This window comes from Psychromonas ingrahamii 37 (assembly GCF_000015285.1).
Taxonomy (GTDB): Bacteria; Pseudomonadota; Gammaproteobacteria; order Enterobacterales; family Psychromonadaceae; genus Psychromonas; species Psychromonas ingrahamii.
This window is the reverse complement of sequence record NC_008709.1, coordinates 4,255,874-4,278,371: the sequence shown is the minus strand read 5'-3', so window position 1 is coordinate 4,278,371 and position 22,498 is coordinate 4,255,874. Positions and strand designations below refer to the sequence as shown.

The window sequence follows — 22,498 nt, the reverse complement described above, 5'->3', positions numbered from 1 at the left end:
CTTGTCACGTAACAGATCCTGATGGAGTGGTTGTAATTGAGTTTGATTATTTTGTTAAGGAATCAAACTCAATGAAGAATCTCCATCAAATCTAGCCCTATATGTTGTAGATCTGGATTTTATTCATTGGCGAAAAAATATTAAAGGATTAAATATGTATTTAATCCTTTAATAAATATTTTCATTAACAGATTTATTTTATTGAGGTTTTAAGGGTTGGCGCACATTTATATATCTATTGTTTCTCATGGTAATGATGACGATATTATTAACAATTATAATTTAAAAGAAATAAACTCGCTTAATAATGTCACCGTCATTATCAGAGATAATTTATCAAGTCAGAAATTGAAGAAATACTGTGCAGAGAACCATTTTGAGTATAACGCTTCGGATCCCATATTAGGGTTTGGTGCTAACAATAACATTAATTTTGAAGTTGCTTCCAAGTTGGGAATGAGTAAAACAGATTGGTTTGTTTTATTTAATCCGGATCTTGATATATCTGCTGTAATGATTCACAAACTGTCTGATTCTCTCGCTAATTTTTCAAGTCAGATTTTTGCTATTAATCTTTTTTTCGATGATAAATTTTCTAGAATGGAACATTCATTAAGAAGATTCCCTACTTTTTTTTCATTTTTCAATATACTTAAAGGAAAATCTTTTACAGAAGCTTATGATAAAACTGATCTGGCAGATGGTTCATCAGTTGATTGGGCGGCGGCCTCATTTTTGGTTTTTCAGGCAGAGTTATATGAAAAATTAAATGGTTTCGATGAGGACTACTTTATGTATTTTGAAGATGTAGATCTTTGCTATAGAGCTAATCAATTTTATAGTCAGAATGTGGTTTATTTAAGTAATGTTAAGGCGATTCATGAAGGTGCATACAAAAATAGAAAACTATTTTCTAAACATTTTAGATGGTATTTTTCGAGCCTGCTGAGATTCCTATTTAAAAGCACTTTCGAGACTAAAAGATGAAAATAGTATTAACAGGCTCTACAGGTTTTCTTGGTAAGGAGTTATTAACTAAACTTGCAAATGAGCCTGTTGAATTAATTCAAATTGGCCGTAACGAATATAACAAAAATAATCCTCATTATATTTATATCAAGGGTCTTGATTCAGCTTCTCAGTTTAATTTAGCCATTTATAAATGTGATGTTGTCATCCATTGCGCTGCCCGTGTGCATATTATGGATGATGATTCAGCTAATCCATTAGAAGATTTTCGTGAAGTAAATAGCCACGGCACACTCAACCTTGCTCAGCAGGCTGCGGATGCCGGGGTTAAACGTTTTATTTTTATTAGCTCTATTAAAGTAAACGGTGAATCTACCGAAACGGTTGCCCCTTTCAAACCTGATACTGATTTTGTCCCGACTGATCCCTACGGGCTGAGTAAATATGAGGCAGAAGTGGGTTTACGCAAAATAGCAGAACAGACCGGCATGGAGGTAGTGATTATTCGTCCTACTTTGGTTTATGGTCCGGGAGTTAAAGCTAATTTTGCAGCAATGATGAAATGGGTGAATAAAGGCGTTCCTCTGCCTTTAGGTGGTATTACCGATAATCGACGCAGTTTAGTATCAATAGATAATTTGGTTGATTTAATTATCATTTGCATTGAACACCCGAATGCAGCGAATCAAACATTTTTAGTCTCCGATGATGATGATATGTCGACATCTAAATTACTTGTCCGTATGGCGACCGCATTGGATGTGCCCAATAGAATGTTACCTATTTCGAGTTCCTGGTTGACGTTAGCAGCTAAGTTAATTGGAAAACCGGCAACAGCACAGCGGCTATGTGGCTCTTTGCAGGTTGATATATCTCAAACTAAAGAACTGTTAAACTGGAAGCCGCCCTACAGCACTCCTGAATGTTTAAAAAAAACAGCGGATGCTTTTCTTTATACCTCTGCACAAGTCACAAATAATATGAATTCTTTTACCATTCGAACATTAGATTTTTTAATGGCTTTTTTGGGCCTGTTCGTCACTTTCCCCATTTTATTGATCGTTACTATTATCGGTTATTTTGATACTGGTGCGCCTATTTTTATTCAGCAGCGTGTGGGCAAAAATAAACGCCCATTTAACTTAATTAAATTCCGTACTATGTCGGTTGATACCAAGTCGGTTGCCAGCCATTTAGCAAGCACTGCTTCAATTACTAAGCTAGGTTCTTTTTTACGTAAATCAAAATTTGATGAGATTCCACAGTTAATTAATGTGCTGAAGGGGGAGATGAGTTTTGTCGGGCCTCGCCCTAACTTGTTTAATCAGGGAGCGTTAATTATCGAGCGTGAGAGTCGTGGCGTGTACGATGTTTTGCCTGGTATTACTGGCCTTGCGCAGGTGAATACTATCGATATGTCAACGCCTCAATTATTGGCTGAAACCGATCAAAAAATGATTCAAACCATCACTCTTAAAAACTATTTCCAATACATTATTAAAACAGCAACAGGCAGTGGTTCGGGTGATCGGGTGAAATAGTTCTTTATTGATGACTACTCTCTCAACCGCTGAGCCCAAAGGCTCATGTCCAAAACCAACTCCTGCAAAACCAACTCCTGAAAGATGAGTGCCAAAAAATAGTTATCAATCCATTAATAAAAGCCATATGTAACATCAAGCATGTAATAGAATTCACATCCTTTGAGATTCATTTATACTGTGTTTTTTTGATTGTGTCCGACATTTTTATGGTCAGGTGTTAATCTTTATTTCTATTTTCTAGGACGTTATGTTCATTATTAACAAAATCTTCTCAATGCCCCGTATCTATAAACGAATCGTTAGTATTTTTGTTGATACCGTCTTTATTTTTTCAGCTTTTGTGGGAGCTTTTTATACTCGCTTAGAATCGGTTCCGTTTCTTGATAGCAGCAAATATTGGCAAGTACTCATGCTGCTCGTCCTCAGCACTCTTATTTTCTTTATCCGCGTCGGTCTGTACCGTGCAATATTACGCTACTTAAGTGTTCATGCATTATTCACTATTGTTCTTAGCTGTGCAGTGTCAGCTCTTTTTCTGGTTGTTTTGGGATATTTTTTTGAGGTGTTCCTGCCCCGGGCTATTCCTATTATTTATTTCGCTTATCTTGTTTTACTTAGTGGAGGCTCAAGGTTATTGGTGCGGGTGCTTGTCTCTCAGCATAATACCAAACAGAAAGATCGGGTTATTATTTATGGGGCGGGTGATTCAGGGCGACAATTAGCTAATTTACTGCGCCATGGTAATGAATTTCACCCCGTTGCTTTTATTGATGATGAACAAAAACTTTTCAAAAACGTTGTTAATGGTTTGACTGTCTATAACAGTAAAGATTTAAAGCGTTTAATATCGCGAATGCAGATCAATAAAGTCTTGTTAGCTATGCCAAGAGCTAAGCGATCGCAGCGTAAGGCGATCATTAACACTTTGACCGAGTTGCGTGTTGAGGTGAAAAGTGTGCCAGCTTTTGAAGAAATAATAAATGGTTCAGCATCAATGGATCAGCTTTGTGATGTGGCGATTGAAGATCTTTTAGGGCGTGATTGTGTTTTGGCTAAACCAGAGCTCCTTAACGCAAATATTAAAAATAAAGTGGTTATGGTGACGGGGGCGGGAGGCTCGATAGGATCTGAGCTTTGCCGGCAGATTGTGCAACAGGCACCAAAATCTTTGATATTATTTGAGCTGTCCGAGTACGGCTTATACCAGATAGATAAAGAGTTATCGGAGTTAGTGGCAGGGCAAAACTTAACCGTTCAAATTATTCCTTTGTTAGGCTCAGTGCAGCGTAAGAATCGCTTACAAACAGTACTGGAAAGTTTTGCAGTACAAACGCTCTATCATGCCGCCGCTTATAAGCATGTGCCAATGGTTGAACACAATGTCGTCGAAGGTGTGCGTAATAATATTTTTGGCACTTATTACACCGCATTGGCCGCCATTGCAGCAAAAGTGGAGTCATTCGTTTTGATTTCGACGGATAAAGCAGTTCGTCCAACTAATGTAATGGGCACAACAAAACGCATGGCAGAGTTGACACTGCAGTCGTTAGCGGCAGAAGAACATAACACGCGTTTTTGTATGGTACGTTTTGGTAATGTGTTGGGCTCTTCAGGCTCCGTTATTCCACTGTTTAAACGGCAAATAGCGGAAGGTGAATATGTCACCGTGACACACCCTGATATTATTCGTTATTTTATGACGATTCCTGAGGCCGCGCAATTAGTCATTCAGGCTGGCGCCATGGGCAAAGGGGGGGATGTCTTTGTGCTGGATATGGGCGAGCCGGTGAAAATTGTTGATCTTGCAAAAAATCTGATCCATTTGTCAGGTTTAGAGGTGAAAACATCGCAAAACCCCTACGGTGATATTGAGATTAAGTTTACTGGCCTGCGTCCAGGTGAGAAACTTTTTGAAGAGTTATTGATTGGTGATAATGTCGAAAAAACAGCGCATCAGTGTATTATGACTGCGAATGAAAATTTCTTACCCTACCCTGAGTATGAAAAAATTCTGCAGCGGCTTGATCAAGCCTGTCATGAGTTTGATCATGAAAGCATTCGGGAAATTTTATTGGCAACGCCTGCTGGTTTTAACCCAACAGATGGCATCGGTGATCTGGTTTGGAAGGCGAAAAAGCAACAGGGCATAAATTGAACGACAGTTCAGTCTTATTAACGGGTCAATCTTCACTTATTGCCGATAGCGAATAATAATTGAAATCGTATATTTAATTCATTAAGACTTCCGAATAACTCACTTCGGGAATGATTTGAGTTGGTTAAATTTCAAAAATAGATCACCAATTTAATCAGCTTGTTATACTATTTACATTAATGAATTACGGAAGAGGAGTTGCGCGTATGGAATTGTTAGTACTCTGTTTAACAAAATTTTAGTGGTTTACATGGGTAATGTTTTTCGCTCACTGATTGGCGAAGTGTTATTGAAAAACACTTACCACACCTTGAGGTTAATTTAGCTGGCATTAACGCCTTAGTCGGCAGATCTGCAGATGCACACTCGATCACCGTTGTAAGAGAAGAAAATATTGACTTGTCCCAGCATATTGAACCTGCTGCAAGGGGTAAAACCATGTTATTCAGCAATGGAATGGTCAGTAGGCATATAACCTCAAAGCAGAGAAGCATTTGAATTCGTATATGCAATGATGTCTGAATCTGCGCTTAAATGGGCGGAAAAACTCAACAAATTTTGAATAGAGTTTAACCATAGACTACACCGAGAGCACCGGGAAAGATTTAACAAATATTTTTTCTCGGTGTGCGAAGCCTCCGTGTTTCAAGCCTCGGTGTTCTCGGTGGTGAATAATTCAAATATTTTCAACAACAACTTCCTTATCCCCGGCATTAATCGAAACCCTGATTGCAGCCGTCACTGCTCATTTTTACCCGCCCGTTATACCCACACCGCCTCTTTATCTTAATGATTTATTTTTTTATTTATTTTCAAATCAAGCGACCAAAAAATCTGCAAATATTTGGATGTGTTTGGCTTTATAATATACTTTAGGATAAATGAGTAAGACTAAAATAGAGGGGATCTGCCATTGTTCAAATATAGATGTTAATTTGCCAGTTTGCACATATTGGCGAGTGTAGCATTTATTTAAACATCCTCTCCATAGCTACTACATATAAGATATAACCCCTGGCAGAGATGAGTTATAGCAGAAGAAATAAATTATTATCCCTACCTTTTAATTCAAATCGTGATTTTATTTATGTTGGTATTAACCTGTCAAAGAGTCATTCCATAACGGTTCTTTAAGATTTTCTATTCCTAGAAAGGCAGATTTATAAAGGGTGCTTATTAAAATTTCATTACAATAGTTTTTTCCTATTATGTTGATATTTACAATCATCTATATCTATTTTTTTTAAAAAGTTATGATTAACGAAATAAATATTATTAACTGAAAGATGATTTAAATGGACATCCAATTCCTGAATTTCTTCGACTTATTAGAGCATTAAAAACATCAGACGAACATAAAGCAGCAACACCACCGGATGGCTTTGTTCGTATGGAAAATGTTAGGCCCTTGTTGGTTTTATTTAGACTTAGAGCCTGTGATACTGGGTTATATTAGCTTTTTAACTGCAATAATGTAACTTGAACTGTAGGAACAATATGGACAAACCCTTAGAAAAAAAACTGAGCTCCTGGTTAAAAAAACAGAAAAAAACTTGTGGTTTTTATCTTAATTTAACAGTGATATTTGGCTTGTTAACTGGCTTTTCCCTGATAGTACAAGCCTACTTAATATCGACTGTCCTGCATGGCATTATTATTCTCAATCTTCCTAAGTCTCAATTCAGCAATGAATTTTTATGCTTATTGGCCTTAGTTCCAGTACGTGCCTTACTTGCCTATGCCCGTGAACGAAGCGGTTTCGAAGCTGGTAAACGGCTACGATTACAAATTCGCAGTGCAGTACTGGATAAAATCAGCGAGTTAGGTCCTGCTTTCATTAAAGGTAAACCGGCGGGTAGTTGGGCAAGTATCGTGCTTGAACAGGTTGAAGACCTACACGATTTTTATGCTCGATACTTACCACAGATGATACTGGCCGGTTTTATTCCACTGACAATTTTGGTTGTTGTCTTTCCATTAAATTGGGCTGCCGGACTTATTTTATTATGCACAGCACCATTGATTCCAATATTTATGATTTTTGTGGGTGAAGGGGCTGCAGATGCCAACCGTAAGAATTTCAGTGCCATGGCACAGCTAAGTGGCCATTTTATGGACAGGTTAAAAGGATTACATACTTTAAAGCTATTTAATCGAGGTGAAGCAGAAGGGAAGGATATTGAAGCCGCTTCAGAATCATTTCGTAAAAAAACCATGTCAGTCTTACGTATCGCCTTTTTAAGCTCGGCAGTATTAGAGTTCTTTGCCGCCATCTCTATTGCATTGTTAGCTATTTATTTTGGTTTTAGTTTCTTAGGTCATTTTGATTTTGGTGATTATGATGCGGGATTTAGTCTGTTTGTCGGCATGTTTGTATTGATGCTTGCGCCTGAATTTTACCAGCCATTACGAGATATGGGTACCCATTATCATGCGAAAGCACAGGCGATTGGTGCAGCTGAAGAGTTGATGGAATTATTAGAATATAATGTAGAGACAATTGAACAAACAACATCATCGACTGAAAAAAGCACAACGATTAAAACAATAAACTGGCACGCTGGCCTTGAGATAATTGCATCTGATTTCACTGTGAAGAGTCATTCGGGCATTACCTTAACGGGGCCGCTCAGTTTTCAACTTAATAATGGCCAACATATGGCGATTGTCGGTCCAAGCGGCGCGGGTAAAAGCAGCCTGTTAAATGCTTTATTGGGTTTTTTACCCTATCAAGGCTCGCTGAAAATTAATGGTGTGGAGTTAAACGAGTTACCAGTATCACAATGGCGTGCTCATTTGGCATGGCTTGGCCAAGATCCTCAGCTTTTCCATGGCACTGTGCGTGATAATGTGACTATGGCCTCCGCTGACATCGAGGATGAGAGGGTTCGATCGTTATTAGCGAAGGCGAAAGTACTCGATTTTGTTAATCAACAAACCTTAGGATTAGATCACCCTATTGGTGAGCAAATGGCGGGTGTTTCCGTAGGGCAAGCGCAGCGTATCGCATTAGCTCGCGCGCTTGGGCAAGAAGCAGCGCTCTTTTTATTAGATGAGCCAACGGCTGGTTTGGACAGGCATAACGAACAAGCTGTACTGAGTGCATTGCGTGATGCAATGACAAACTCATCCTGTTTGATGGTTACCCATCGATTAGATCAGTTGCAGCAAATGGATATTGTTTTAGTATTAGATAAAGGCATTATTGTTCAACAAGGCAGTTTTGAGCAATTAAACAAGTTACCTGGGTTATTTAAGCAGATGCAGACAGATGATCCAGACGAGCAAAAAAATAAGGAGCTTAACTGATGAGAACCTTATTGCCTTTTCTTAAATTGTTTAAACATCAATGGTTAATGATGTTGATCGGTTTGTTTTTAAGTATTACGACTTTATTCGCGGGTATTGGTTTATTATCGCTTTCAGGCTGGTTTTTATCAGCATCTGCCGTAGCAGGGCTAACCTTAGTCGCCACACAAGCGTTTAATTATTTTACGCCTGCTGGCGGCGTCCGCTTTCTCTCTATTATGCGAACAGCAAGTCGATACGGTGAGCGTTTAGCGACTCATGAAGCAACTTTTAAGCTGCTAACGAGGCTTCGAGTATGGGCTTGGCGTAAAGTGTTGCCGCTTAGTGCGCGTAATATGCAAAAGTTACGACAAGGGGAATTACTCAATCGCTTAGTGGCTGATATCGATACGCTAGATCACCTTTATTTACGATTGATTACGCCAATGATAAGCGCATTATTAATGATTGTGGGTTTATACCTTTTTGTTGCCTGGATTGATGTACAATTAGCGCTGATTTTGTGTGGTAGCTTATTGTTGATTTGGCTTATTCTACCTTGGATTTTCTATTTTCTTGGTCGAAAACCCGGTATCAAACAACTCGAAAGCAAACGAGTATTACGCGTCCAAATATTGGAATTTGTGCAGGGGTTAGCTGAAATATCTCTGTTTGGGGCGGATCAGCGCTTTCGTGAAAAATTAAGATTATCCGAAGAAAACCTTTTAGATAGCCAGCGTGCAATGGTGAATGTGACGGGATTGAGCCAGGCTGCGTTGATCTTATGCCATGGCATAGTTGTGGTGCTTATCCTTTATATTGCCGCTTCTGGTATTGGCGAACATCAGCCGCCCGGCCCTATGTTAGCAATGGTAACTTTTATGGTGCTGGCCTGTATTGAAATGTTAATGCCTATTGCGGGTGCTTTTCAGCATCTATCCTCTTGTGTCAACGCGGGTAAACGCGTTAATGAATTAGTTGAACAAACACCGGACATTGTATTTAACAATCAAAATCAAACCGTTGTAAAGAAAGGCGCATTACAGCTCAAAGATATCGTTTTCTCATATGAAAAGGGAGGTGTGGAAATCCTTAAGGGAATTAATTTATCCATTAAAGTGGGTGAAAAGGTGGCGTTATTAGGACCAACGGGTTGTGGTAAATCAAGTTTACTCTCATTGATTACGCGAGAATGGGCGCCAAATTCCGGCCGTTTGTTACTTGATGGGATAGCTGTTGACCAGTACAGCCAGCAGGCTTTAACTGGTGGACTTTCCCTAGTGAGTCAACGTATTTATCTGTTCTCTGGCACACTAAGAGACAATTTGACCTTAGCGCAACCGAATTTGTCTGAGTTTACAACTTATGCCGAGCAAAAAGCGGCTGAAGAGAGCAATGATAAACATCTGATTGTTGTGCTTAAAAAGGTTGGACTATCAGCATTAATAGAAGGAGATAATTCTCTTGATGCATGGATAGGTGAAGGCGGTAGACAACTCTCTGGAGGTGAACAGCGACGTATTGGTGTTGCTAGAGTGTTATTACGTGATGCGCCCTTATTATTACTGGATGAGCCCACAGAAGGCTTAGATAAGCGCACGGAAAGAGAGATCCTTTCTTTGTTATTTGAGTTTGCTAAGCATAAAACGGTGTTAATGATAAGCCATCGACTAACCGCTATGACAAAAATGGATGAAATTCACTTGATGGAAGATGGTCTGTTACGTGTTTCGGGTTCTCATTCCGATTTATTAGCACAAGATGATTATTATGCAAGCCTGCATCAACAGTTACATTAGATCTGTAATCTTTATCCGTAGACTCTGTTTTTTGGAATCTCGGCTTTTGGCTGGCAAAGTCACAAGCTTCAGTTGTGCATTGTCTGGGCACTTGGAACCGCGCCTTCAGGCATTGAAGCACTCCAGCATTCAAGCATCTTACCCGCCGAGTCTAAAGGCTTAGTTCTGAAAATAATACCTGAATCCTCGTTTTGGGCGGGCAGATTTGAATAATAATCATATAATACTAAAAAAAATAAAAAACTTTTTACAAGCTCGAGAGCCTTCTTAATATGTTATTATTTAACTTGAAGTAAATTAGCGTATCAAAACTTAATTATTATTAACTGGGAGTGATGATTTTTCCGGAATCCAAAAGTGATTTGATATGAAGCTATTAATGGTGGTGACTGGAAGATAAAAAACTATTTTTATGGTGCTAATAAGCTAATTGACTGGCAACCGGAAGGTGAAGATATGTTGATTAAGTTTGCTCAAGAAGTTCTTTTTCTTTAAAAAATAAGGATTATTGCGTTACAAAGGCAATAAAAATCCTTATACTGACGAGTTTTAATTTCAGGTGTGAATTTACACTGCGTTTTACAGCAAAACGAGTTGATTTGATGCCTTAGACAGTGTCTTTTTGAATAAAAAGATTATTAATTTAACAATGGGTACAACGCGCTATGAGTACAATGAATACTGAAAACAAAACAAGTTCATTCGACGGCCTTAAATGGGGTGTTACAACTTTATTACTAGTGGCAATTATTGTTGGTAATTATATGGTTGGTGACTCGCTAAATATTTTAGTGCGTGTAGGTATTTTACTACTGTTAGCTGCACTTGCAGTCTTTTCTGCGGTTATGACAGAAAAGGGACAAATATTCATCGCTTTCGCTAAAGATGCTCGTTTAGAAGTACGCAAAGTGGTTTGGCCTACGCGTCAAGAAACAGTGCAGACAACATTAATTATCCTTGCCGTATCAGCAATTGTTGGTCTGATTTTATGGGGTCTTGATGGCGTACTTGTTCGCCTGGTCGCATTTATTACCACCGCAATTTAAGGATTTAATATGTCAGAAGAGCTACAAAAAAAGAGATGGTATGTGGTGCAAGCATTTTCAGGCTATGAAGGGCGTGTACAAAAAACATTACTTGAATATATTAAATTAAATGAAATGGAAGACTACTTCGGCCAAATTCTAGTCCCAACTGAAGAAGTTGTTGAGATGCGCGCCGGACAAAAACGTAAAAGTGAACGTAAATTCTTTCCAGGCTACGTGTTAGTTGAAATGGCGATGAATGATGATAGCTGGCATTTAGTGAAAAGTATTGACCGCGTGATGGGATTCATCGGCGGCAGTAAAGAGCGTCCAGCACCGATTTCTCAAAAAGAAGTGGATAATATTCTTAATCGTCTTCAAGAATCGCATGATTCTCCACGACCAAGAACATTGTTTGAAGCCGGTCAGATTGTACGTGTTACTGAAGGTCCTTTTGTCGACTTCACCGGAACGGTTGAGAAAGTTGACTATGAAAAGAGCCGTTTGAAAGTATCTGTTTCTATCTTCGGTCGTGCAACACCCGTTGATTTAGACTTTTCTCAAGTAGAAAAAGACAGTTAATTATTAGCAAAAGTGGTTTAAATAGCCTTAAAGGTTAAAAAAACAGCAAAAGATCTTGTGAAGGGTGGCAGATTACAGTTATAATCTGCCGCCCTTTTTAATCGGGAAGCTATTTTCATTCGGAAGATGGCGCTACACCCAAATATAGGTAGTAATATTATGGCTAAAAAAGTACAAGCATATATCAAGCTGCAAGTTAAAGCTGGTATGGCTAATCCGTCACCACCAGTAGGTCCTGCTCTTGGTCAACACGGTGTTAACATCATGGAATTTTGTAAAGCATTTAATGCAAAAACAGATGCCATGGAAAAAGGCGCTCCAACGCCAGTTGTCATTACAGTTTATGCGGATCGTTCTTTTACGTTCGTAACAAAAACGCCACCTGCATCTTTCTTACTTAAGAAAGCAGCTGGTATAAAATCTGGTTCTGCAGTTCCTAATAAAGATAAAGTGGGCAAAGTAACACAAGTCCAACTTGAAGAAATTGCAACAATTAAAGAATCTGATTTAACGGGTGCCGATCATGAAGCGATGGTACGTTGTATAGCGGGTTCGGCCCGTTCAATGGGTCTGGAAGTAGAGGGCTAATATCATGGCTAAATTATCAAAACGTATGAAACTTGTTCGCGACAGTGTTGACGCAAGTAAAGAATATGAAATCAATGAAGCTGTTGTTCTTTTACAAAAGCTAGCGACTGCTAAATTTACCGAAAGTATTGATGTATCAGTAAACCTCGGTGTTGATCCTCGTCGTAGTGATCAAAATGTCCGTGGCGCAACAGTATTGCCACACGGTACAGGCCGTACTGTACGTGTTGCTGTATTTACACAGGGTGCAAATGCAGAAGCTGCTAAAGCTGCTGGTGCCGATATTGTGGGTATGGACGATCTTGCTGCACAAGTTAAAGCCGGTGAATTGAACTTTGACGTCGTAATTGCATCTCCAGATGCAATGCGTGTTGTTGGTCAATTAGGTCAGATCTTAGGTCCTCGTGGACTAATGCCTAACCCTAAAGTTGGCACAGTAACACCTGATGTTGCAACAGCTGTTAAAAACGCGAAAGCGGGTCAAATCCGTTACCGTAATGATAAGAATGGTATTATCCATTCTACAATCGGTAAAGTAACGTTCACACCTGTACAAATCAGAGAAAACCTTGAAGCACTATTGGCAGCTCTTATTAAAGGCAAACCTTCAGGCGCTAAAGGTCAATTCTTGAAAAGAATTAGTCTATCTACAACGATGGGTGCCGGTCTAAAAGTCGATACATCATCAGTTAAAGCAACGGTAGCTTAATTTTTTTATACACTGCATATTTTTATTGAAATGTGATGTGTGTATACAAGGCGGTAAATTATCTGTATAATTTGTCGCCTTACTTTGGAGGGCCTTAGGTCCCTTCTGAGACCGTAGGTGTTTAGCCTTAAGTTAAACTTAATTTCCTACGTAGATGGTGCCGGACCCCAGACAGAATTATTCTACCTGGATCCGATTACCGAATTAGTGCCTCATTAATAATTTAATCTTGATGAGGGTGTTTAGCTGGGGTAAAACCCGGTGGAATCCAGGAGTAAAACCAAATGGCATTAGGACTCGAAGACAAAAAAGCTATTGTCGCTGAAGTCAACGAAGCTGCTAAAATCGCTTTGTCTGCTGTTGTTGCCAATTCACGTGGCGTAACAGTGGGTAAAATGAATGCACTTCGTGCACAAGCACGTGCAGAAGGTGTTAACTTACGTTTAGTACGTAACACATTAGCACGTCGTGCGCTTGAAGGGACCGATTTTGCATGTCTTGCAGATCTGTTTATAGGTCCTACGATCCTTGCTTTCTCAAACGAACATCCAGGTGCAGCAGCTCGTCTATTAAAAGACTTTGCTAAAGCTAATGATCAGTTTGAAATTAAGGGTCTAGCGTTTGAGGGTGAATTTATTGAAGCCGCTCAACTTGACCGTCTAGCAACACTACCGACATACGATGAAGCAATTGCGCAACTGATGGCGACTATGAAAGAAGCTGCAGCTGGCAAACTTGTACGTACTCTGGCTGCAATTCGCGACCAGAAAGAAGAATCTGCAGCATAATCGCTGTCATACTAATTATATTTAGATAGGAATTGAGTCATGTCTATTACTAAAGACCAAATCATTGATGCTGTTGCTGAATTATCAGTAATGGAAGTTGTTGAGTTAATCACAGCAATGGAAGAAAAATTCGGCGTATCTGCAGCAGCTGCTGTTGCTGGTGCCGCTGGCCCTGCTGAAGTTGTTGAAGAGCAAACTGAATTTGATGTTATAATGACAACATTCGGCGAAAACAAAGTTAAAGCAATCAAAGCCGTTCGTGCTGCTACAGGTCTTGGCCTGAAAGAAGCTAAAGACGCAGTTGAATCTTGCCCAGTAGCTATTAAAGAAGGTATCTCTAAAGCAGATGCTGAAGCTCTTAAAGCTGTGTTAGAAGAAATCGGCGCAACTGTTGAACTTAAATAAGCTATATTTTATAACTTATTAGCCATGTAAATGGCATTGGCTGGTGATTATTTAATCACCGGCCTTTTTGCGCTATAGGATACCGTAATTTCTCATTATTTTTTACGGTGTCGGACACTTAAGGTGATGTTAAAGAACGCATCATTAACACGAAAATAATGTTCGCCGTTGTCTAATAATAGAGGTCTAAAAATAGACCAGGACAGCTATGATCACTTATCAGCGAGCAAAGGAACCACATGGGTTACTCTTATACTGAGAAAAAACGTATTCGTAAGGATTTTGGTAAACGTCCACAGGTGATGGAAAAACCATACCTGTTGTCGATTCAACTAGATTCATTCAAACGATTCATTGAAGTCGATTTAACTGGAGAAGTTGGTCTTGAGGCTGCTTTTAACAGCATCTTCCCTATCGCCAGTTATTCCGGTACATCAGAATTGCAATATGTCAGCTACCGTTTAGGTGAGCCGGTATTTGATGTGAAAGAATGCCAAATCCGTGGAGTAACATACTCTGCTTCATTGCGCGTTAAATTACGTCTTGTTATTTATGATCGTGATGCACCAGCCGGCACGGTTAAAGATATTCGTGAACAAGAAGTATACATGGGTGAAATGCCACTCATGACAGAAAATGGTACTTTTGTAATCAATGGTACTGAGCGTGTTATCGTTTCGCAATTACATCGTAGTCCTGGTGTCTTCTTTGACCACGATAAAGGTAAAACGCATAGTTCTGGTAAAGTACTTTATAATGCACGCGTAATTCCATACCGCGGTTCTTGGTTAGACTTTGAATTTGATCCTAAAGATAACCTCTTTGTTCGTATTGACCGTCGTCGTAAACTCCCTGCAACTATTATGTTGCGAGCGCTTGAGTATTCGACACAAGAAATTCTGGCCATATTCTACGACACAACTAAATTTGACATCAAAGACGGTGTTATTTCAATGTCGCTAATTGCTGACCGCTTACGTGGTGAGATGGCGTTATTTGATATTGCAGCAAACGGCAAGATTTATGTTGAGCAGGGCAAGCGTATTACAGCGCGCCATATTAAACAGCTTGAAAAAGATAATATCAATACGCTTGACGTGCCAGTTGAGTACATTGCAGAGAAAGATCTGGTTGTTGCTAAAGATTATATCAGCAAAGAAACCGGTGAAATCATTGTTAGTGCCAACGACATATTAACGCTTGAAATATTAGCGGAACTGACTCAGTCAGGCATTACATCCTTTGATATTATTTATACTAATGAACTGGACTGCGGTTCGTTTATTTCCGATACATTACGTGTTGATAGTTCAAGTAATCGCCTTGAAGCGTTAGTTGAAATCTACCGCATGATGCGTCCGGGTGAGCCACCAACAAAAGACGCAGCAGAAGGTTTATTCCATAACCTGTTTTTTGCTGAAGAACGTTACGAGCTTTCTAAAGTTGGCCGTATGAAGTTCAACCGTCGTGTTGGTATTGATGGTGATGAAGGCGCTGGTATTTTATCCAAGGATGATATATTAAGTGTGATGAAAACACTGATTGCTATCCGTAATGGTGATGGCATTGTCGATGATATCGACCATCTTGGTAACCGCCGTATCCGTTGTGTTGGTGAAATGGCTGAAAACCAATTCCGTGTTGGTTTAGTCCGTGTTGAGCGTGCCGTAAGAGAACGTCTTTCTCTGGGCGATCTTGATGCGACTATGCCACAAGATTTAATCAATGCTAAACCTATTTCTGCTGCTGTTAAAGAGTTCTTTGGTTCATCACAACTGTCACAGTTTATGGATCAAAATAACCCGCTTTCAGAAGTAACCCATAAACGTCGTATTTCAGCATTAGGGCCTGGTGGTCTAACGCGTGAACGTGCCGGCTTTGAAGTACGTGACGTACATCCAACGCATTACGGTCGTTTGTGTCCAATCGAAACCCCAGAGGGACCAAACATTGGTCTGATTAACTCTTTGGCAACTTTCTCACGCACCAACAGTTACGGTTTCTTAGAAACACCTTACCGTAAAGTTGAAAATGGTAAACCAACAGATCAAGTTGAATACCTTTCTGCGATTGAAGAAGGTTCATTCGTCATTGCACAGGCAAGCGCCAGTATTGATGAAAATGGTTTGCTGGACGAAGAATTGATCCCTTGTCGTCATAAAGGTGAGTCTACCTTTTTGAGCCCTGCGGATATCGATTATATGGACGTATCACCACAGCAGATTATTTCTGTTGCGGCGTCATTGATTCCATTCCTAGAGCATGATGATGCTAACCGTGCCTTAATGGGTTCGAACATGCAACGTCAAGCCGTTCCAACACTACGTGCGGACAAACCGCTTGTAGGAACAGGTATTGAACGTCGTCTTGCAATCGATTCTGGTGTAACAATCATCGCTAAACGTAGTGGTGTTATTGATTATGTCGATGCATCACGTATTGTTGTTAAAGTTGATGATAACGAGCTCCTTCCTGGTGAAGCGGGTATCGATATTTACAATTTAACTAAATACACCCGTTCAAATCAGAATACCTGTATTAACCAAAAACCTACCTGTGAACCTGGCGAACCTATTGTTCGTGGTGATGTACTGGCCGATGGCCCGTCAACAGATATGGGCGACCTTGCTTTAGGCCAAAACATGAAGATTGCCTTCATGCCTTGGAATGGTTACAACTTTGAGGATTCAATCCTTATTTCTGAGCGTGTTTCACAGGAAGACAGATTCACTACAATTCATATTCAAGAGTTCTCATGTGTTGCACGTGAAACTAAATTGGGTAGTGAAGAAATTTCTGCCGATATCCCGAACGTTGGCGAAGCGGCACTAAGTAAACTTGATGAATCAGGTATTGTATACGTAGGTGCTGAAGTTAAACCTGGCGATATACTTGTTGGTAAAGTGACACCTAAAGGTGAAACACAGCTAACACCTGAAGAAAAACTATTACGAGCTATCTTTGGTGAGAAAGCATCAGACGTTAAAGACAGTTCTTTACGCGTGGCAGCCTCAACCTACGCAACGGTTATTGACGTACAAGTCTTTACTCGAGATGGTGTTGAAAAAGATAAACGTGCGCTTGAAATAGAAGAAATGCAGCTTAAAGCGGCGAAGAAAGATTTAACTGAAAAGTTCAAAATCTTAGAAAACGCAATTTATGAAAAAGCCTTAGCGATTCTTGTTGGTGCCGGTCAGGATGAAGCGCGTCTGCTACAGATGCCTCGTGCACAGTGGTTAGAAGTGCAGATTGATGATGAAACTAAACAGTCTTATTTAGATCAAATCATTACTCAATATGATGAAGTCAAAGCTGATTACGATAAAGAGTTTGATATCAAACGTCGCAAAATCACTCAAGGTGATGATCTTGCACCTGGTGTTCAGAAGATTGTTAAAGTGTATCTAGCTGTCCGTCGTCGCCTGCAACCTGGTGATAAAATGGCGGGTCGTCACGGTAACAAAGGTGTTATTTCAAACATCGTGCCCGTAGAAGATATGCCGCATGATGAGTTTGGTGTTCCTGTTGATATCGTACTTAACCCGCTGGGTGTACCGTCACGGATGAACATCGGTCAGGTTTTGGAAACTCACTTAGGTCTTGCTGCCAAAGGTGTGGGCGAAAAACTTGAGCGTATGATTAAATACCAGCGTGACATTGAAATTACTAAAGTGCGCGAATTCGTTCAGAAACTATACTCTTTCGGTGATGCGCCATGTCATGTTGATCTTAACGATTTTGATGATGAAGCGGTAATGCGTTTAGCTAAGAACCTGTACAAAGGGTTACCTGTTGCAACACCTGCATTTGATGGTGCCAACGAAGGCGAAATCCGTGAGCTGTTACGCATGGCTGATTTGCCTGAATCAGGTCAATTACAACTGACCGATGGCCGTACGGGTATTCAGTTTGAACGTCCTGTGACCGTTGGTTATATGTACATGCTGAAACTGAATCACTTGGTTGATGACAAGATGCATGCGCGTTCTACTGGCTCTTACAGCTTAGTAACACAGCAGCCGCTTGGTGGTAAAGCGCAGTTCGGTGGACAACGTTTTGGTGAGATGGAAGTATGGGCATTAGAAGCTTATGGTGCTGCTTACACTCTACAAGAAATGCTGACGGTTAAATCCGATGATGTTAACGGTCGTACTAAGATGTATAAAAACATCGTTGACGGCGACCATAGAATGGAACCGGGCATGCCTGAATCATTCAACGTATTGTTGAAAGAGATCCGTTCATTAAGCATCAACATTGAACTAGATGAAAGTAACTAAGCATTAAGCTGTAGTAAATATGTGGCGTCTTGAAAATTAAGGCGCCTAGTTTTAACTCCTATGGGAGAGTAGCGTGAAAGACTTATTAAAGTTTTTAAAGCAGCAAAATAAAACCAAAGAATTTGATGGTATTAAAATTGGTTTAGCATCACCTGAAATGGTCCGCTCATGGTCATTTGGTGAAGTTAAAAAACCAGAAACAATTAACTACCGTACCTTTAAACCTGAACGTGAAGGTTTATTCTGTGCGCGTATCTTTGGTCCAATCAAAGATTACGAATGTTTATGTGGCAAGTATAAACGCCTGAAACATCGTGGTGTTATTTGTGAAAAATGTGGTGTTGAGGTAACTCAGTCTAAAGTTCGTCGTGACCGTATGGGCCATATCGAATTAGCATCCCCTGTCGCTCACATTTGGTTCCTTAAATCATTACCGTCTCGTATCGGCTTAATGCTTGATATGACCCTGCGTGATATTGAACGTATCCTCTATTTTGAATCTTTCGTGGTGGTTGAACCCGGCATGACAGATCTTGAGCGTCGTCAAATTCTTCTTGAAGAAGAATATTTAGACATGCTTGAGCAGTGGGGCGATGAGTTTGAAGCTGTAATGGGCGCAGAAGCTATCTTCTCGCTATTAAAACAGCTGGATCTCGATCATGAGATTGCTGAAATGCGTGAAGAGTTGGGGACTACTAACTCTGAGACTAAGCGTAAAAAATTAACTAAACGTCTGAAACTGGTTGAGTCTTTCCACCAGTCTTCAAACAAACCCGAGTGGATGATCCTGACTGTATTGCCAGTGCTTCCGCCGGATTTACGTCCGCTTGTGCCACTTGATGGCGGTCGTTTTGCGACATCGGATCTAAATGACTTATACCGTCGTGTTATTAACCGTAATAACCGTCTAAAACGCCTACTAGATTTAGCGGCGCCAGATATCATCGTACGCAACGAAAAGCGTATGTTACAAGAGTCTGTGGATGCATTATTAGACAATGGTCGTCGTGGTCGTGCTATTACAGGTTCTAACAAGCGTCCTCTGAAATCACTTGCTGATATGATCAAAGGTAAACAGGGTCGTTTCCGTCAGAATCTACTCGGTAAGCGTGTAGATTACTCCGGCCGTTCTGTAATTACAGTAGGACCGACACTGCGTTTACACCAGTGTGGTCTTCCTAAGAAAATGGCACTTGAACTGTTCAAGCCCTTTGTTTACGGAAAACTGGAAGCATTAGGTCTTGCGACGACTATTAAAGCGGCTAAAAAGCTTGTTGATCGTGAAGGTGGTGAAGTTTGGGACATTCTGGAAGGCGTGATTCGCGAACATCCAGTACTGCTTAACCGTGCACCCACACTGCACAGATTGGGTATCCAGGCATTTGAACCCGTACTGATTGAAGGTAAAGCGATTCAGCTTCACCCGCTGGTTTGTGCGGCATACAACGCCGATTTCGATGGTGACCAAATGGCGGTACACGTACCGTTAACTATTGAAGCACAGCTTGAAGCTCGTACTCTGATGATGTCGACCAATAACATCCTATCGCCAGCAAATGGTGAGCCGATTATTGTTCCTTCTCAAGATGTTGTACTTGGCCTTTATTACATGACTCGTTCTAAGATAAATTCATTAGGCGAAGACATGTGGTTCCAAAGCGCGAAAGAAGCAGAAAAAGCGTATCGTGCCGGTGCTGTTGGTTTACAAGCTATTGTTAAAGTACGTATGAAACAAGTTCATATTGCTGATGACAAGAGCCGTACAGAAACAACTAATATTATCGAAACAACCGTTGGCCGTGCGATTTTATCGTTAATTATGCCAGAAGGTCTGCCCTTTGAGCTTGTTGATTTACCCATGGGTAAAAAGCAAATATCGACTGCACTGAATGCCTGTTACCGTCTATTGGGTATTAAGCATACGGTTATTTTTGCTGACCAATTAATGTATACCGGTTTTGAATATGCAACCTTGTCAGGTGCTTCGGTATGTATCGACGATATGGTTATTCCTACTACTAAGAAAACCTTAGTTGAAGCTGCTGAAGCTGAAGTTCAGGAAATTCACGAACAGTTCCAGGCAGGTCTTGTAACTGCCGGTGAGCGCTACAACAAAGTTATCGATATCTGGGCAAGTGCGAATGAGCAGGTTGCCAAAGCGATGATGGAAAACCTTTCTAAAGATACTGTTGTTAATAGCAAAGGTGAAGAAGTTCAACAAGATTCGTTTAACAGCGTTTACATGATGGCCGACTCAGGTGCACGTGGTAGTGCTGCACAGATTCGTCAGTTAGCGGGTATGCGTGGTTTGATGGCTAAACCCGATGGTTCAATCATCGAAACGCCGATCACAGCGAACTTCCGTGAAGGTCTAAACGTACTTCAGTACTTTATCTCCACGCACGGTGCACGTAAAGGTCTGGCCGATACCGCACTTAAAACAGCAAACTCGGGTTATCTAACGCGTCGTCTTGTTGATATCGCGCAAGATCTAGTTATCACTGAAAAAGATTGTGGTAGTGAAGATGGTCTGCTAGTTACACCGCTTATCCAGGGTGGTGATGTTGTTGAAGCACTTCGTGAGCGTGTGCTTGGTCGTGTTGTGGCTCAAGACATCATTAAACCGGGAACCAAGGGCGAAGTCCTAATTGCCCGTAATGTTCTGCTTGATGAAAAACTATGTGACCTTATCGAAGAAGCATCTGTTGACCAAGTTTGGGTACGTTCAGTTATCACTTGTCAAACAGACTTTGGTGCTTGTGCACAATGTTACGGCCGTGACCTTGCTCGTGGCCATATGGTCGGTCAAGGTGAAGCAATCGGTGTTATGGCAGCGCAATCAATCGGTGAGCCAGGAACACAGCTTACAATGCGTACCTTCCACATCGGTGGTGCTGCATCTCGTGCCGCTTCTGAAAACAATATTCAGGTTAAGAATACGGGTAAAATCAAACTGCATAACGCTAAGTTTGTAATTAACTCTGAGCAGAAAGTAGTTGTTACTTCCCGTTCAACAGAATTAACTATTATTGATAAATTAGGCCGTACTAAAGAAAACCATAGACTGCCTTACGGTGCCGTTCTTGAGAAACAAGATGGTGCTGAAATCACCTCTGGTGAAATCATCGCTAACTGGGACCCGCATACACATCCAATTATTACGGAAGTGGAAGGTACTGTTCAGTTCTTGGACTTTATCGAAGGTCTGAGCATTACTAAACAAGCTGATGAATTTACCGGTTTATCAAGTACTGTTATTATTGATCCGGCACAGCGACCTAATGCTGGTAAAGAATTGCGTCCGATGGTTAAACTTGTCGATCCACAGGGTAATGACTTGTTTATTCCCGGGACAGATGTTGCGGCTCAATATGCACTTGCTGCAAACGCCATCGTTAGTCTTGAAGATGGTGCAAAAGTACGAGTGGGTGATGCGGTTGCACGTATTCCTCAAGAAAGCTCAAAAACACGTGACATCACGGGTGGTTTACCACGCGTTGCCGATCTGTTTGAAGCGCGTACGCCAAAAGATGCAGCCATTCTTGCAGAAGTTTCTGGTACGCTTGCATTTGGTAAAGAGACTAAAGGCAAACGCCGCTTAGTTATTACCCAGGCAAACGGTGAAGCTTATGAAGAAATGGTGCCTAAATGGCGTCACCTGAACATCTTCGAAGGTGAGAAGATTGAAAAAGGTGAGGTTATTTCTGATGGTCCTGAATCACCACATGATATTCTTCGTTTACGTGGTATTAGCCCGGTTGCTAACTACATCACTAATGAAGTACAGGAAGTTTACCGCTTACAGGGCGTAAAAATTAATGATAAACACATTGAAGTTATCGTTAACCAAATGCTACGTAAAGGTACAATTACTGATAATGGTGATTCTGCATTCTTAGTAGGCGAACAGGCTGAAGTTGCACGTGTTGTGATTGAAAACCGCCGCCTGGTAGCCGAAGGTAAAGCAATTGCTACTTTTGATTATCAATTATTAGGTATCACGAAAGCATCTCTGGCAACTGAGTCGTTTATCTCAGCCGCATCTTTCCAAGAAACAACACGGGTTCTTACGGAAGCTGCTGTTGCCGGCAAGTGTGATCAATTACACGGCCTGAAAGAGAATGTTATCGTTGGTCGTCTGATTCCTGCCGGTACTGGTTTCGCTCATCATAGAGCAAGGGCCGCTGCGAAAGCTGCTGAACTGGCACCAAAAGTTGAAGAAACAATTGTAGATACGGGTACAGCTGAACAAAACTTAGCTGACTTGCTAAATGCTGTTGATTTTGGTGATTAATCACTAATTTCATCGTCTATAAAAAAGGTGCTTCGGCACCTTTTTTTTGTATCTGGGATACAGCTTTCGGCC

13 protein-coding genes and 1 pseudogene are annotated in these 22,498 nt (G+C 40.6%); all 14 read left to right on the top strand.

Translation table 11 applies throughout. From position 1 onward, the window contains the following. The first annotated feature begins 216 nt into the window (after positions 1 to 216). The 14 genes and pseudogenes from PING_RS17870 to rpoC all read left to right on the top strand — a co-directional run bounded on the left by PING_RS17870 (position 217) and on the right by rpoC (position 22,426). Positions 217 to 987 (top strand): glycosyltransferase family protein, encoded by a 771-nt coding sequence (locus PING_RS17870; protein ID WP_011771693.1) that lies wholly within the window; start codon positions 217 to 219, stop codon positions 985 to 987. Then, positions 984 to 1,895 (top strand): annotated as a pseudogene (locus PING_RS21175) (UDP-glucose 4-epimerase family protein); the annotation flags it as partial. The gene PING_RS17870 and the pseudogene PING_RS21175, both read left to right, overlap by 4 nt. A 54-nt stretch (positions 1,896 to 1,949) precedes the next feature. After that, complete coding sequence (locus PING_RS21170) at positions 1,950 to 2,510, top strand: sugar transferase (RefSeq protein WP_198134825.1); 561 nt, start codon at positions 1,950 to 1,952, stop codon at positions 2,508 to 2,510. 250 nt (positions 2,511 to 2,760) lie between these two features. Further along, the gene (locus PING_RS17860) at positions 2,761 to 4,668 is read left to right on the top strand and encodes a nucleoside-diphosphate sugar epimerase/dehydratase (RefSeq protein ID WP_011771691.1); all 1,908 of its coding nucleotides are present in this window, start codon (positions 2,761 to 2,763) and stop codon (positions 4,666 to 4,668) included. A gap of 1,497 nt (positions 4,669 to 6,165) precedes the next feature. Beyond that, the gene (cydD, locus tag PING_RS17855; RefSeq protein ID WP_011771690.1) at positions 6,166 to 7,977 is read left to right on the top strand and encodes a heme ABC transporter permease/ATP-binding protein CydD; all 1,812 of its coding nucleotides are present in this window, start codon (positions 6,166 to 6,168) and stop codon (positions 7,975 to 7,977) included. Next, entirely contained in the window at positions 7,977 to 9,755 is a 1,779-nt protein-coding gene (gene cydC, locus PING_RS17850; RefSeq protein ID WP_011771689.1) for a heme ABC transporter ATP-binding protein/permease CydC, read from the top strand. The genes cydD and cydC overlap by 1 nt, the downstream gene beginning before the upstream one ends. Positions 9,756 to 10,420: 665 nt before the next feature. Next, complete coding sequence (gene secE, locus PING_RS17845; RefSeq protein ID WP_011771688.1) at positions 10,421 to 10,801, top strand: preprotein translocase subunit SecE; 381 nt, start codon at positions 10,421 to 10,423, stop codon at positions 10,799 to 10,801. A gap of 9 nt (positions 10,802 to 10,810) precedes the next feature. Next, a complete protein-coding gene (gene nusG, locus PING_RS17840; RefSeq protein ID WP_011771687.1) occupies positions 10,811 to 11,362 on the top strand; it encodes a transcription termination/antitermination protein NusG in 552 nt (183 codons plus the stop codon). 159 nt (positions 11,363 to 11,521) lie between these two features. Next, positions 11,522 to 11,950, top strand: a complete 429-nt coding sequence (rplK, locus tag PING_RS17835; protein ID WP_041766687.1) for a 50S ribosomal protein L11 — start codon at positions 11,522 to 11,524, stop codon at positions 11,948 to 11,950. A gap of 4 nt (positions 11,951 to 11,954) precedes the next feature. After that, positions 11,955 to 12,659 (top strand): 50S ribosomal protein L1, encoded by a 705-nt coding sequence (gene rplA / locus PING_RS17830; protein WP_011771685.1) that lies wholly within the window; start codon positions 11,955 to 11,957, stop codon positions 12,657 to 12,659. A gap of 284 nt (positions 12,660 to 12,943) precedes the next feature. Continuing rightward, positions 12,944 to 13,447: a 50S ribosomal protein L10 gene (gene rplJ, locus PING_RS17825; RefSeq protein ID WP_011771684.1), complete on the top strand. Its 504-nt coding sequence runs from the start codon at positions 12,944 to 12,946 to the stop codon at positions 13,445 to 13,447. A 39-nt stretch (positions 13,448 to 13,486) separates the two neighbouring features. Beyond that, positions 13,487 to 13,852: a 50S ribosomal protein L7/L12 gene (gene rplL / locus PING_RS17820; RefSeq protein WP_011771683.1), complete on the top strand. Its 366-nt coding sequence runs from the start codon at positions 13,487 to 13,489 to the stop codon at positions 13,850 to 13,852. 239 nt (positions 13,853 to 14,091) lie between these two features. Beyond that, positions 14,092 to 18,132 (top strand): DNA-directed RNA polymerase subunit beta, encoded by a 4,041-nt coding sequence (gene rpoB, locus PING_RS17815; protein WP_011771682.1) that lies wholly within the window; start codon positions 14,092 to 14,094, stop codon positions 18,130 to 18,132. 73 nt (positions 18,133 to 18,205) lie between these two features. Next, the gene (gene rpoC, locus PING_RS17810; protein ID WP_011771681.1) at positions 18,206 to 22,426 is read left to right on the top strand and encodes a DNA-directed RNA polymerase subunit beta'; all 4,221 of its coding nucleotides are present in this window, start codon (positions 18,206 to 18,208) and stop codon (positions 22,424 to 22,426) included. Positions 22,427 to 22,498 lie beyond the last annotated feature (72 nt).

What these genes read in the sequence shown, in the direction of transcription:
- PING_RS21170 (WP_198134825.1), top strand. Translation starts at nt 1,950, where the DNA reads ATGAATTCTTTTACCATTCGAACATTAGATTTTTTAATGGCTTTTTTG.
- PING_RS17860 (WP_011771691.1), top strand. Translation starts at nt 2,761, where the DNA reads ATGTTCATTATTAACAAAATCTTCTCAATGCCCCGTATCTATAAACGA.
- cydD (WP_011771690.1), top strand. Translation starts at nt 6,166, where the DNA reads ATGGACAAACCCTTAGAAAAAAAACTGAGCTCCTGGTTAAAAAAACAG.
- cydC (WP_011771689.1), top strand. Translation starts at nt 7,977, where the DNA reads ATGAGAACCTTATTGCCTTTTCTTAAATTGTTTAAACATCAATGGTTA.
- secE (WP_011771688.1), top strand. Translation starts at nt 10,421, where the DNA reads ATGAGTACAATGAATACTGAAAACAAAACAAGTTCATTCGACGGCCTT.
- nusG (WP_011771687.1), top strand. Translation starts at nt 10,811, where the DNA reads ATGTCAGAAGAGCTACAAAAAAAGAGATGGTATGTGGTGCAAGCATTT.
- rplK (WP_041766687.1), top strand. Translation starts at nt 11,522, where the DNA reads ATGGCTAAAAAAGTACAAGCATATATCAAGCTGCAAGTTAAAGCTGGT.
- rplA (WP_011771685.1), top strand. Translation starts at nt 11,955, where the DNA reads ATGGCTAAATTATCAAAACGTATGAAACTTGTTCGCGACAGTGTTGAC.
- rplJ (WP_011771684.1), top strand. Translation starts at nt 12,944, where the DNA reads ATGGCATTAGGACTCGAAGACAAAAAAGCTATTGTCGCTGAAGTCAAC.
- rplL (WP_011771683.1), top strand. Translation starts at nt 13,487, where the DNA reads ATGTCTATTACTAAAGACCAAATCATTGATGCTGTTGCTGAATTATCA.
- rpoB (WP_011771682.1), top strand. Translation starts at nt 14,092, where the DNA reads ATGGGTTACTCTTATACTGAGAAAAAACGTATTCGTAAGGATTTTGGT.